The following is a 12,331-nucleotide window of genomic DNA, read 5'->3' as shown; positions in this document are numbered from 1 at the left end:
CCCGAAAGCCTTACGCGAAGTCCCCCCGGAGGGATTCGAACCCCCGGCCTGATGGGTAGAAACCATTTGCTCTTCCGCTGAGCTACGGGGGGAGGACTACAACAGTCCATTATGCAGTAGTTGCCCGCGACGGCATCGAGCCTCGCGCGTGCCGCGATGGGCTGCTTCGAATGCGGCCCTAACCTCACCGCGATTAGGCTCAGGGCATGGCCACAGTCATTCTCGTGCGGCATGGCCGCACCACCGCAAATGCCAGCGGCATCCTGGCCGGCCGTACCGCCGGCGTCAGGCTCGACAAAGTCGGGCGCGACCAGGCTCTTCGCGCTGGCGAACGCTTGGCAGCCGTTCCCCTGGTGGCAGTTGTCTCCAGCCCGCTGGAGCGGTGTCGCCAGACGTCGCGCATGATTCTCGACCTCCAGGCAGAATCTCCGATCGTTCCCGTCTCGCCGATCGAGGCGGGCATCACCGAATGCGACTACGGACTCTGGCAAGGCCGACCCCTGAAGGAACTCGCCGCAGAAGACCTGTGGTCGGTCGTGCAGACTCAGCCATCGGCGGCGATCTTTCCCGGCGGCGAATCATTGACGGCGATGCAGGCCCGTTCAGTCTCGGCGATCAGGCGACACGATGCGGCGTTCGAATCCCAGCATGGCGCGGGGGCAGTGTGGGCCGCAGTCAGTCACGGCGACATCATCAAATCGATCCTTGCCGATGCACTCGGCATGCACCTCGACCTGTTCCAGCGCATCAATGTCAGCCCTGCATCGATTTCGATCGTTCGTTACGGTTCTGGGCGCCCCACCGTCTTCTCCATGAATACCGACGCGGGTGACCTCTCCTGGCTCAGGGCTTCTGACTCCGCCGAGCAGGAGACGGTCGGCGGCGGCGACAGCCGTACTACGCCCGAAACATCGCACGCCTAAAATATCCCCATGCCCACAATCGTCCATCTGTTCGACTGGCCCGACCGAATCATCGTCGGCACCGTCGGCCGACCAGGTTCGCGTACTTTCTACCTCCAGGCGCGAACCGGCTCACAGATCGTCAGTGTCGCGCTCGAGAAAGAGCAATCTGCCCTTCTGGCCGGTTCCATCGACGAGATCCTCGATGAGCTGATGGCCAGTGAGGGCAATCCCTTCAGCGTGCAGGCGACGACCCCCGTCGAGCTGGTCGACAACGATCCGCTGGAGCAACCGGTCGATGAGCAGTTCCGGGCGGGAGCGATGAGCCTGGGCTGGGACCCCTCGACCGCCCAGGTCGTGATCGAGGCGTTTCCGCTCGACCTCGCAGACGACGAAGACCCAGATCCGGTTCCGACCGAGCCCGCCGAGATGCTTCTCATCCGAATTCCTGTCGGAACCGCCAGGGCGTTCGCGATGCGCACGCGCGAAATCGTCGGTGCAGGCCGGCCGATCTGTCCACTCTGCGGCACTCCCATCGACGCTGACGGGCACGTGTGCCCGGTGCCAGACGACATTCTGTGACAACAGAGGGTGACCTCGCCGGGCGTGACGAACCCTCGCGAGGCGAGCTCGAGCTGAAGGGCCAGATCAGAACGGCCTCGAACGCAGCCTTCTTCGGCACGATCGGAGACGTGCCGGTCATCTACAAGCCCATCTCCGGCGAACGACCCCTCTGGGACTTTCCCGACGGGAACCTCGCACACCGGGAGGCCGCCGCCTATCTCGTCTCGCAGTCGATCGGCTGGAACATCGTGCCCCGCACGTGGCTGCATGACGGCCCTCTGGGCACAGGCTCGGTTCAACTGTGGCAGGAATACGATGGGGGGCAGGACGCCGTCGACCTCGTGCCGACGGATTCCGTACCCGGCGAAGGCTGGCGTCACGTCTTCGACGGGATCGACGAGGAAGATCATCCGGTGTCGCTCGTGCACGAGGATTCGCCGGAGCTTCGGAGAATGGCCGTGTTCGACATCGTCGTGAACAATGCCGATCGCAAAGGCGGCCACATTCTGCCGATGCCCGGCGGCCACCGCCACGGGATCGACCACGGCCTGACCTTTCACGCCGAATACAAGCTGCGCACGGTTCTCTGGGGATGGCGGGGCGACGAGCTCAGCGTCGCTGAACGGCAGGGGGTCGAAAAGGTGGTGGCAGACATCCAGGGTGAGCTCGGCGCAGCGCTTGAACCGCTGCTCACCGGGCGCGAAATCGCCGCCCTTGAAACGAGATGCGAGCGGCTGCTGGCGCGCGGCAGGTTTCCTGCGCCCCGCGGTGAGATGCCCGCGGTGCCCTGGCCCCTGTTCTGAGCTCTGCGGCTCCCTCCCTGCGAGGCCCGAACCTCCTAGGCTGAGTCCCATGGAATCCAGCTCCGGCACGCAACGACCGCTCGGCCACGCCGCAGACATCCACGACCAGATCCGTGTACAGGGCGCGCACGTGAACAACCTCAAAGACGTCAGCGTCACCATTCCCAAACGCCGGCTGACCGTCTTCACCGGCGTTTCGGGCTCAGGCAAGAGCTCCCTGGTCTTCGGCACCATCGCCGCAGAGTCGCAGAGGATGATCAACGAGACCTACAGCGCATTCGTGCAGGGTTTCATGCCCACGCAGGCCCGCCCCGACGTCGACGTACTCGAAGGCCTGACCACGGCGATCATCGTCGACCAGCAGCGACTGGGGGGCGATGTCCGCTCCACCGTCGGCACTGCGACCGACGCCACAGCACTCCTGCGAATCGTGTTCAGCCGTCTCGGGCAGCCCCACATCGGGCCGCCGAGTGCATTCTCCTTCAATGTCGCTTCGATCCGGGCCAGCGGTGCCATCACCGTCGATCGAGGCGCCGCCAGCAAGACCGTCGCCCAGTCGTTCTCCCGTACCGGCGGCATGTGCCCGCGCTGCGAAGGTCGGGGCACCGTCTCCGACATCGACCTCACCCAGCTCTTCGACGATGCGAAGTCGATCAATGCGGGAGCGATCACCGTGCCGGGCTATACCGGCGACGGCTGGATGGTGCGCATCATCGCGGGCTCGGGTTTCTTCGACCCCGACAAGCCGATCCGCGACTACACCGAGACCGAACTCCAGGACTTCCTCCACCACGAACCGGTGAAGGTCAAGATCAATGGGGTCAACCTCACGTTCGAGGGCCTCATTCCCCGCGTCCAGAACTCCTTTCTCTCCAAGGATCCGGATGCCCTGCAGCCCCACATCCGTGCGTTTGTCGATCGCGCGGTGACCTTCACCGCGTGCCCCGAGTGCGGCGGTACCCGACTCAGCGAAGGTGCCCGTTCGTCGCGCATCGGCGGAGTGAACATCGCCGAGGCCTGCTCGATGCAGATCAGCGACCTCGCCGAGTGGATCCGCGGGCTCGACGAGTCGACAGTGCGGCCGCTCCTGGATTCACTGCAGCAGATCCTCGATTCGATCGTGGAGATCGGCCTGGGGTACCTGTCGCTCGACAGGCCATCGGGCACGCTCTCGGGTGGAGAGGCACAACGCGTGAAGATGATCCGCCACCTCGGCTCCTCCCTCACCGACGTGACGTATGTGTTCGACGAGCCGACGACGGGCCTGCATCCCCACGACATCCAGAGCATGAACAACCTGCTCCTGCGGCTGCGAGACAAGGGCAACACGGTTCTCGTCGTCGAACACAAGCCCGAGACGATCGCGATCGCCGACCACGTCATCGACCTGGGCCCCGGTGCCGGCTCGGCAGGCGGCTCGATCTGTTTCGAAGGCACTGTCGACGAATTGCGATCAAGCGACACGATCACCGGAAAGCACTTCGACGACAGGGCGACCCTCAAGAACGAGGTGCGCACGCGCACTGGCAGCTTCGAGATCCGCGGCGCGGAAGCGAACAACCTCCAGAGCGTCGACGTCGACATTCCTCTCGGCGTGCTGTGCGTCATCACGGGTGTCGCCGGCTCCGGCAAGAGTTCGCTCATCCACGGTTCGGTGAGCCGCGCACCCGAAACCGCCCACGGCACCGTTGTGACGGTCGACCAGAGCGTGATCCGCGGCTCCAGAAGGAGCAACCCCGCCACGTACACCGGGCTGCTCGAGCCCATCCGCAAGGCGTTCGCGAAAGCGAACGGCGTGAAGCCCGCACTCTTCAGCTCCAACTCTGAGGGTGCGTGCCCGGTCTGCAATGGGGCCGGGGTCATCTACACAGACCTCGCCATGATGGCCGGGGTCGCGACCACCTGCGAGGAGTGCGACGGCAAACGGTTTCTCGCCTCGGTGCTCGACTACCATCTCGGCGGCCGTGACATCAGCGAGGTGCTCGGCATGTCGGTCACCGAGGCAGAACAGTTCTTCGGTGCCGGTGAAGCGCGCAATGCGCCCGCCCACGCCATCCTCGCCCGGCTCGTCGACGTCGGGCTCGGCTACCTCAGCATCGGCCAGCCCCTCCCGACGCTCTCCGGCGGCGAGCGCCAGCGGCTCAAACTGGCGACCCACATGGCCGAGAAGGGCGCGATCTACGTGCTCGACGAACCCACCGCGGGCCTACATCTCGCCGACGTAGCGCAACTCCTCGGCCTGCTCGACAGGCTCGTCGATTCGGGGCGATCGGTGATCGTCATCGAACACCACCAGGCGGTGATGGCCCACGCCGACTGGATGATCGACCTCGGCCCCGGCGCCGGCCACGACGGTGGCCGGGTCGTCTTCGAGGGCACCCCCGCCGACCTTGTCGCCACTCCCTCGACTCTCACCGGCGAGCACCTCGCCGCCTACGTCTCCGGCAGCAACATCCCGGCAGCCGCTGCGTCATGAGCGACGTCATCACCGAGTACCTGGACACCATCGCCGAGCCCACGCGAACGAGAATCGACGAGATCTACACGCGCGCCCGCACGATCGTGCCGGAGGCAGTGGCCGGAGTCAGCTACGGAATGCCGTCGCTTCTCTACCGAGGCAAGGGCCTCCTGTCGGTCATGAGCACGAGGAAGCACATCGGTGTCTACCCGTTCGGAAATCTGGGCGAACTCGCTGCAGAGGTGAACGCGCTCGGCCTCGAGACCACCAAGGGTTCCATCCACCTGCGAGAGGGCGAAGACCTGCCTGTCGAATTGCTGGAGAGGTTCCTCCTTGGGCGCAAGGCCCAGATCGAGCTCAGAGCGGGCTGAGCCCTGAAGCTGGCAGGCCCAGCCAAGCAGCCGATCAGGTGAGCCACTTCGACCGCACCTCGACGGCCGCGTCTTCGTACCCGAGGTGGTCGTAGAACCCGAGTACCTCCGTGTTCGACGACCGCACCATGAGTTGCACTTTCACTACGGCCTGTTCCCGCAGCCAGTCTTCTGCTCTCGACATCAACAGCCTGCCCAGGCCGATTCCCCGCCGACTCCCGCTCACGGCGAGGTAGTAGATCCAGCCGCGGTGCCCGTCGTGGCCGACCATGACAGTCCCGCACAACTCCTCGCCGTCGAACGCGCCGAGCACGGTCGATGTCGAGGTGTCGAGGGCCCGTTGCAGGTCGGTTTCGGGCGGATTCCACGGCCTCGTGAGCCCGGCTTCGTGCCACAGGGCAACAACGCCACGGGCATCGGCACTCGTCAGATCGCGTACGCGCATGCTCCTACAGATCCTGCGGCCCGAGAGACGCGCCCAAAGCAGTGCCGGCAGCTGCGCCCTTGAGTTCTACGAGAATCGTGTGCGTCGGCGTCTCGCCCGTGTTGGTGCCGGAGTGCCGTTGAGCAGGCAACCACACGGCCTTGCCACGGGGCAGGCTCACATCGGATTCGCGCCCACCCGAGGAGAGCCGCCGGTCGAACCCCGACAGAGTGACCATGACGGAGTTCGGATGATCGTGGGGGCTCGTTTCGGCACCGGGAACGTCGTCGTACTCCAGCACCCGCACAAACTCGTTCTCCCAGAGCGCCCTGTAGTTGGCGGGGTCTGTCACGGTAGGGTCATCGACACCCTCGCGCGTGCTGAGAGCGACGGTTTCGAGTCGACGTCGGTACGACTCCCACCAGGCCCGGTCGCCTTCCGGAAGGTTGCTGTTGTCTGCCCGGAGCCCAGCCGAGCCGTCGATGAGTTCACGAACGATGTCGGCGTGCCCGGCGTGGCGGTGGGTCTCGGCGATCATGTGCACGAGGATCTGCTGCAGGGTGACCTTGCCACGCTCGCCCGGCCACCAAGGCACGACGCCCGGTGCATCCAGTGGCAGGGCGGCGATGGTGGCATCGGAGTTGGCCCAGACCCGGTGGTACAGGCCGATGATGGATTCCGGCGATTCTTCGAGTGTCGCCCACATGTCGGCGTTGTCTTCGGCATCGGCGGCAATCCAGGGCAGTGGCTCAGCGAACGGGCGGTCGAAGACCTCACCGAAGTACCCGGCCTCCACACTCGCGGTGTGTTTCACGATGCCGAGCAGATTGGTTCCGCTCGTCACCATTGGTCGCCTGACGTCGTACTCGGAAAGGCCCTCGAGCTTCCAGAGCAGCGCGTCTCTCCCGGTCTGCAGATAGCGCTGGAGAACAGTCTTCGCGTTCACGTCGTCCATGACTCCAGCCTCACATCTTTGCCGCCCGAACGCGAGACCCGTCGTGCCGGCAGCTCGAGGCGGCGACTCCAGCGAACCGCACAAGGGCGGCCGGGCATCCGGCGCGGTGTAACGTCTTCACTGCAGACACGGCCCGGGGCGCGAACCCACGAACAGAGAGCACCACGTGAGCGAACCGGAATCTCCCCAGCCCGCAGCCCAGATCCCCCCAGCGCCACTCCCCCCAGCGCTACTTCCCGCAACGCTATTTCCCCCGACGCCGTTCCCTACGACCCCTCTTCCCCCAGCGCCACTTCCCGCCGCGCCACTCAACCAAGCGCAGTTCAATGTGCTCGCGATCGTGTCGTTCGTCTCGTCATTCATCGTCTCGATCGCCGGGGTCATCACCGGGCACATCGCGCTCTCGCAGATCCGGAAGACGGGCGAGCGCGGCCACGGACTGGCGCTGGCCGGTGTGATCATCGGCTACGTGCGCATCGTGATCGACCTTGCGGCGGTGATCGTGCTCGTGGTGATCCTGGTTCTCACTCTCAGCCACGCCCAGCGTGTCTACGATCCGGGCGGATTCAACCCGCTCCTGCCGACCGCGGCAGTTCCGGTTCCGCAGGGCCCGGCAGCCGCAGACCTCACGTTCGAGGCGGGTACCACCCTGACCCCTGAGTCCATCCCGCAGATCAGCGACGGCCTTCTCGGCACGGCTGGCTGGAAGGCAGGCCTGGCCAAGGGTGCCGAGGGAACGTGGACCTACATCTCTGCCGACAACCTCTGTCGCACCACGTTTCACCAGGGCCCGCTCGACCCGAAGGTGACCCTGACCGCGGGCGATGACCGCGCTACCACCGAAAGTTATCTCGCGCTGATCGACAAGACCACCGTCGACGATGTCTCCGCCAACGCGAGCGATGACTACATCAACCAGAACGTCGTCAACGCCGACTCCGTGGTCCAGACCCGCGCGATGTCTGGAACCGACCAGTCGAACAACAGCTTCATCACCACGGCCCGCGCGTTCGCGGCCTCTGGTCAGGGCGTCTTCGTGGATGTGACCTGTCGCCCGACAGCCGACATCACGTCTGTCATCACTGAAGTTCTGGACAGTTCCGCGATCCTGATCAGCTGAGGCGTTGCCTGGGACCTCAGCCGTTGACCTGAATCGTCACCGGTAGACTCGACCACATGAGTGCACAAACAGACCGACTGGTCTGGATCGACTGTGAAATGACCGGGCTCGACCTGGCGATCGACGAACTGGTCGAGGTGGCCGTCGTCATCACCGACTTCGACCTGAACCTGGTCGACCCCGGCTTCACCATCGTCATCAAGCCCGACGACTCTGCGCTGTCGAACATGAACGACTTCGTGCGCAACATGCACGCCACGAGCGGCCTCGACGCGCTCATCCCGAACGGCGTCAGCCTGGCGGAGGCGGAGTACGAGGTTCTCGAATACATTCTGAAGTTCGTACCGAACGAGATGAAGGCCCCGATCGCGGGCAACACCATCGGCACCGACCGCATGTTCCTGGCGAAGTACATGCCGCGGGTCGACGCCCACCTGCACTACCGCAGCGTCGACGTGTCGTCGATCAAAGAATTGGCCCGACGCTGGTTCCCGCCCATCTACTTCCACGCACCCGCCAAAGACGGCGGCCACCGCGCCCTCGCCGACATTCTCGAGTCGATCCGCGAACTCGAGTATTACCGCAAGGCCGTGTTCGTGGCTCCTCCGGGCCCCGCATCCGCCGACCTCAAGACCATTGCAGCAGACGTCGTGAACGAGTTCGCCGCAAAGCTGTAATAGACTTCTCTGGTTGCCCCGTTTGACGGGTCGACAGCCTGGTGGGTATAGCTCAGTTGGCAGAGCGCCTGGTTGTGGTCTAGGAGGCCGCGGGTTCGAGCCCCGTTACTCACCCCAGCAGAGAAAAACAGCACTGTGAAAAGTTGCAGAAGAAGAAATGGCCCGGCGCTTTCGGGTCATTTCTTCGTTAACCGCTTGTCTCCCGCATGAAGGGCCTGCTCCGGATGATCGAGCTCGACGCCGCCGCATTCGAAGCCCTTGTGGTCGAAGAACTCGACCTGTTGCCCGACGAGATGGTCGACGGGCTCGACAATGTCATCTTCGTGGTCGAAGACCTCCCCGAAGACGGCTCTCTCGATCTGCTCGGACTCTACGAGGGAATCGCGCTCACCGAGCGAGGTGACTACGGTTTCGGCGAACTGCCCGACCGCATCGTGCTCTTTCGGCTACCGCTGCTCTCGGTGTGCGAAAACGAAGACGAGCTCCGCGACGAGATCCACACCACTCTCGTCCACGAGATCGGCCACTTCTACGGCATCGACGACGAGCGTCTACACGAACTCGGCTGGGCCTGAGCGGAATACACGCACCGGCGGGTTAGCCTGACTTCATGCCGCTCACTCTCGCCCACCGCATCAGGCGTGGGGTGTTCGTGGGTCTCGGTGCCATCATCATCCTCGCGGTCGGCATCTACGGCCCGGCAACCCTCGTGGGCCCCCTGCCGGCCGCAACGGCAACCGTTCTGAATCCCGCCCCGCCTGCGGTCGCGTCATCGCCTCCCACGCTCCCCCAGACAGGCGCGAGCGGAATCTCCGTCGGAGACGACCCCACCGTTCTGGCGACAGCGGGCCAGGCCGACGCCGTTCCCCTCGGCGGCACGGCGAAGGTCATCCTGGCTCTCGTGGTGCTCGACGCCAAACCCGTCGACGCCGGCAAACCGGGCCCGTCGATCGTGGTGACCGCAGAGGACTATGCCGGTTACGTCGACTACATCGCGAACAGCGCCCGTGCCGTCTCGTTCATCACGGGGGAATCGTGGACCGAGCGTGAGTTCCTCCAGGCCATTCTGCTCGGCTCGAGCAACAATCACAGCGATGCGCTGGCCAGATGGGCATTCGGCTCCGTCGACGGTTATCTGACGGCCGCGAAATCCTGGCTCACCAAGAACGGGCTTGCCAGCACAACTGTTGTCGATGCGACCGGGCTCTCGGGAGACTCGGTGGGCACGGCATCCGATCTCACCCGCGTGGCACAGCTCGCCTTCGAGAACCCGGTCATCGCCGAGATCATGGCAGAGCCCTCAGCCACGGTGAACAAGAACCGTGTCGTCAACAATCTCGCAACGTATCTGCCCGAACAGGGCGTCACCGGGTTGTCTCTCAGCTACACCGACCAGGCGGGGCTGTGTTTTCTCTTCAGCGTTACGGTGACGGTCGCGGGCAACACCGTTCCGGTCTACGGGGCGCTGCTTCGTGAGCCCGACTACGACACACTGCACCAGGACATGGTCGCCCTCGTGGCGAGCGCGCCGCTCAGTCTGAAGCCCACTCCTGTCGTGACCGCAGGCGACACATTCATCCGCTACGACACGGCCTGGGGCCAGTCGGCAGAGGGCGTGGCACTCGCGGGCGACGACCGGATGCGCTGGGCACCCGTCACGACAGAACCGGTTGTCTCGGCCGCCCAGGTCACGACCGCACTCGCCGGAACCACGGCCGGCAGCGTCGCCTTCGACCTGCCCGGCGGGCCACTGACGGTACCGCTCAAGCTGAGCGCACCGATCACCGACCCCGGGCCACTGTGGAGGCTGACGCACCCGGTGCCGGTCATCCAGGCCTTCCTGGATTCACGACACTGAACGCGCGGGAGAACTGGATCAGACCAGCGCTTCGCCCAGGTCGGTGTCGTCGCCGCTCACGTAGGGGTCACTGTCTGCAGCGTCGAACGAGTAGCTCACGTGCAGTTCACCGTTGAGGGTGCGCTCTGAAACGGCCGTGTACTCGAAATTTGATTCGATGCCGTCGACGAGGGCAATCACACCGAAGGTCTTGTCGTGCTTGCCACCGACGAAGACCCGCTTGTCGAACTGGCCCTTGAGGGGGCCGTCGACGTATTCGACGGTGTACGACGTTGGGGTTGCAGCTGTCTCTGTCATACCCCCACCGTAGCGCTGTTGAGCGCCCAGCCCCCGGCGAGCTCACAGCCGTTTTGCGGAGAGGGCCGCATCGTCTATCCTTTCGCATCGCCTATTCTGAAGGGACGATGCCCCTCCTCCTGCTCGCCGCCGCCGTTCTGGTGGCTGTACTCTTTCTCGCCGTGTTCGCGCACCGCAGAATGACCGAGAGCTGGCTCTCACGGAACGGCACGCGTACCCGGGGCCAGGCCGTCACGGTTGCGCCTCCGCTCACCGCAGGGCTTCTCTCCCGGCTGACCTCAACGGTGACGATCATCTCGTTCACCGCGAGCGACGGCATCGCGCGCAGCCTCATTCCCCGCTCCGGCGGCTTCACGTTCAAGCTCGCGCAAGCCAGCGGCGCGGTGACCGTGCTGTATGACGCAGCGAGACCCGCCAACGACGACCGGATGCGCGTGGGTTTCGGCCCCGCACCGACCACGTGGCACCGCGTCAGATTGCGCCAGGCTGCCTGAACCACTGGACAGAGAGCCCGGCCGGAGCGCTAGTGCTTCAGAAGCGGTCTACTTCTTCAGTGACTTGATCACCCTCGACATGGCGTGGCCCCACACCCACATGGCCGGTATCGAGACAGCGATCAGTGACACCAGGTTCGGCTGGAACCAGGCACCCTTGCTCGTCTTGACGTACGCGCCGATCGGGATGCTCGCTCCCCCGCCTCCCCCGCCAGCCATCGGGCCGCCGAGCGCGCCAGCCCCACCCTCCGAGCCTCCGTTGTCGCCACCGCCGAAGCCGTACCACGCCAGGGCGACCGGAATGATGGTGACCCCTTCAAGATCGACCGGGTCACCGTAGATCGATTTGACTCCGGCGGACCGGAACGATTCAGAGAGCTGCATTGCGAGACTTGTCATGAGTCGACGCTACTCTTCAACCCCACACGGCGAAAGGGAGAAGTGTGTGAGGCTTGGTGTATGCAACTGCGTATCTTCACAGAGCCTCAAGACGGTGCGAGTTACGACGATCTCCTCGCGGTGGCCCAGGCCACCGAACGATTGGGCTTCGACGCGTTCTTCCGTTCTGACCACTATCTCGCCATGAACGGCGACGGTCTTCCCGGCCCGAGCGACGCCTGGACCTCCCTCGCAGGGCTCGCCAGGGAGACGAGCACCATCAAGCTCGGCACCCTCGTGTCGTCGGTCACCTACCGTCACCCCGGCATCCTCGCAATCCAGGTCGCCCAGGTCGACCAGATGTCGGGCGGCCGTGCTGAACTCGGCCTCGGCACCGGCTGGTTCGCCGCGGAGCACGCCGCGTACGGAATCCCCTTCCCCCCGAAGCGCTTCGGCCTGCTCGAAGAACAGCTCGAAATCGTGACGGGGCTGTGGTCCACCCCGCTCGGCGGGACGTATTCGTTCGAGGGTGAGCACTACCAGTTGATCGACTCGCCTGCCCTTCCCAAGCCGATCCAGAGCCCGGTTCCGGTCATCGTCGGCGGCTCAGGGGCCAAGCGCACCCCGGCCCTCGCCGCACGCTTCGCCACCGAATTCAACATCCCGTTCGCCGAATTCGACTCCATCGCTGCCCAGTTCGGGCGCGTCCGCGCGGCGTGTGAAGCCATCGAGCGCGACCCCGACAGCCTGGTCTACTCGGCGGCTCTCGTCGTGGCCGTGGGTTCTGACGAGAGGGAGTTCGCCCGCCGTGCGGCCGCAATCGGCCGCGAGCCCGAAGAACTTCGTCGGCACGGCATCGCGGGTACAGCATCCGAAGCCATCGATAGCATCGGCGCCCTCCGGGAGTCTGGTGTCGAGCGCCTCTACCTGCAGGTGCTCGACCTGGGCGACCTGGAACACCTCGACTTCATCGCGGCAGACATCGCGCCGCACCTCACCTCGCACTGACGACGCGTGCCCGCACGACAAC

Annotated in this window: 15 protein-coding genes and 2 tRNA genes; 12 read left to right on the top strand and 5 right to left on the bottom strand. The window is 65.0% G+C overall.

The window, feature by feature from the left end; genetic code table 11:
* Nucleotides 1-20: 20 nt before the first annotated feature.
* Nucleotides 21-92, bottom strand: a tRNA-Arg gene (locus KPL76_RS08930).
* Nucleotides 93-206: 114 nt separating this feature from the next.
* Between KPL76_RS08930 and KPL76_RS08925 the strand changes: the two genes are divergently transcribed.
* Genes KPL76_RS08925 through KPL76_RS08905 form a run of 5 tightly spaced genes read left to right on the top strand, consistent with a single transcriptional unit; the run spans nt 207 to nt 5,098 of the window.
* Nucleotides 207-923, top strand: coding sequence for a histidine phosphatase family protein (locus KPL76_RS08925; RefSeq protein WP_216332454.1), 717 nt, complete (start codon nt 207-209; stop codon nt 921-923).
* A 9-nt stretch (nt 924-932) separates the two neighbouring features.
* Nucleotides 933-1,484 carry a DUF3090 domain-containing protein gene (locus KPL76_RS08920; RefSeq protein WP_216332452.1) on the top strand — a complete coding sequence of 184 codons (552 nt, stop codon included), beginning with the start codon at nt 933-935 and terminating at the stop codon, nt 1,482-1,484.
* Nucleotides 1,481-2,269 (top strand): SCO1664 family protein, encoded by a 789-nt coding sequence (locus KPL76_RS08915; RefSeq protein WP_216332450.1) that lies wholly within the window; start codon nt 1,481-1,483, stop codon nt 2,267-2,269. The genes KPL76_RS08920 and KPL76_RS08915 overlap by 4 nt, the downstream gene beginning before the upstream one ends.
* Before the next feature lie 49 nt (nt 2,270-2,318).
* Complete coding sequence (locus KPL76_RS08910; RefSeq protein ID WP_216332448.1) at nt 2,319-4,745, top strand: excinuclease ABC subunit UvrA; 2,427 nt, start codon at nt 2,319-2,321, stop codon at nt 4,743-4,745.
* Nucleotides 4,742-5,098, top strand: a complete 357-nt coding sequence (locus KPL76_RS08905) for an iron chaperone (protein WP_216332446.1) — start codon at nt 4,742-4,744, stop codon at nt 5,096-5,098. The genes KPL76_RS08910 and KPL76_RS08905 overlap by 4 nt, the downstream gene beginning before the upstream one ends.
* Nucleotides 5,099-5,132: 34 nt before the next feature.
* Here KPL76_RS08905 and KPL76_RS08900 read toward each other — a convergent pair whose 3' ends face one another.
* Nucleotides 5,133-5,543, bottom strand: a complete 411-nt coding sequence (locus tag KPL76_RS08900) for a GNAT family acetyltransferase (protein WP_216332444.1) — start codon at nt 5,541-5,543, stop codon at nt 5,133-5,135.
* A gap of 4 nt (nt 5,544-5,547) precedes the next feature.
* Nucleotides 5,548-6,477 (bottom strand): DUF664 domain-containing protein, encoded by a 930-nt coding sequence (locus KPL76_RS14980; protein ID WP_371733886.1) that lies wholly within the window; start codon nt 6,475-6,477, stop codon nt 5,548-5,550.
* 340 nt (nt 6,478-6,817) lie between these two features.
* On the opposite strand from KPL76_RS14980, the gene KPL76_RS08885 reads away from it, so the two are divergent.
* The 5 genes from KPL76_RS08885 to KPL76_RS08865 all read left to right on the top strand — a co-directional run bounded on the left by KPL76_RS08885 (nt 6,818) and on the right by KPL76_RS08865 (nt 10,132).
* The gene (locus KPL76_RS08885; protein ID WP_216332442.1) at nt 6,818-7,597 is read left to right on the top strand and encodes a DUF4190 domain-containing protein; all 780 of its coding nucleotides are present in this window, start codon (nt 6,818-6,820) and stop codon (nt 7,595-7,597) included.
* 56 nt (nt 7,598-7,653) lie between these two features.
* Nucleotides 7,654-8,274 carry an oligoribonuclease gene (gene orn, locus KPL76_RS08880; RefSeq protein WP_205109775.1) on the top strand — a complete coding sequence of 207 codons (621 nt, stop codon included), beginning with the start codon at nt 7,654-7,656 and terminating at the stop codon, nt 8,272-8,274.
* A 41-nt stretch (nt 8,275-8,315) separates the two neighbouring features.
* Nucleotides 8,316-8,391: transfer RNA gene (locus KPL76_RS08875), tRNA-His, on the top strand.
* Nucleotides 8,392-8,498: 107 nt separating this feature from the next.
* Nucleotides 8,499-8,849, top strand: coding sequence for a metallopeptidase family protein (locus tag KPL76_RS08870; protein ID WP_216336268.1), 351 nt, complete (start codon nt 8,499-8,501; stop codon nt 8,847-8,849).
* A gap of 35 nt (nt 8,850-8,884) precedes the next feature.
* Nucleotides 8,885-10,132 carry a D-alanyl-D-alanine carboxypeptidase family protein gene (locus tag KPL76_RS08865; protein WP_216332440.1) on the top strand — a complete coding sequence of 416 codons (1,248 nt, stop codon included), beginning with the start codon at nt 8,885-8,887 and terminating at the stop codon, nt 10,130-10,132.
* Nucleotides 10,133-10,150: 18 nt separating this feature from the next.
* Here the strand turns inward: KPL76_RS08865 and KPL76_RS08860 are convergent, their stop codons facing one another.
* A complete protein-coding gene (locus KPL76_RS08860; protein WP_216332431.1) occupies nt 10,151-10,429 on the bottom strand; it encodes a hypothetical protein in 279 nt (92 codons plus the stop codon).
* Between the two features lie 107 nt (nt 10,430-10,536).
* Between KPL76_RS08860 and KPL76_RS08855 the strand changes: the two genes are divergently transcribed.
* Nucleotides 10,537-10,923 carry a DUF3592 domain-containing protein gene (locus KPL76_RS08855; protein WP_216332429.1) on the top strand — a complete coding sequence of 129 codons (387 nt, stop codon included), beginning with the start codon at nt 10,537-10,539 and terminating at the stop codon, nt 10,921-10,923.
* A gap of 48 nt (nt 10,924-10,971) precedes the next feature.
* Here the strand turns inward: KPL76_RS08855 and KPL76_RS08850 are convergent, their stop codons facing one another.
* Complete coding sequence (locus KPL76_RS08850) at nt 10,972-11,322, bottom strand: hypothetical protein (RefSeq protein ID WP_216332427.1); 351 nt, start codon at nt 11,320-11,322, stop codon at nt 10,972-10,974.
* Between the two features lie 60 nt (nt 11,323-11,382).
* Between KPL76_RS08850 and KPL76_RS08845 the strand changes: the two genes are divergently transcribed.
* Complete coding sequence (locus KPL76_RS08845; protein WP_216332426.1) at nt 11,383-12,309, top strand: LLM class F420-dependent oxidoreductase; 927 nt, start codon at nt 11,383-11,385, stop codon at nt 12,307-12,309.
* Nucleotides 12,310-12,331 lie beyond the last annotated feature (22 nt).

Origin of the sequence: Subtercola sp. PAMC28395 (genome assembly GCF_018889995.1) — a bacterium.
GTDB lineage: Bacteria > Actinomycetota > Actinomycetes > Actinomycetales > Microbacteriaceae > Subtercola.
This window is presented reverse-complemented; position numbering and strand designations above follow the sequence as displayed.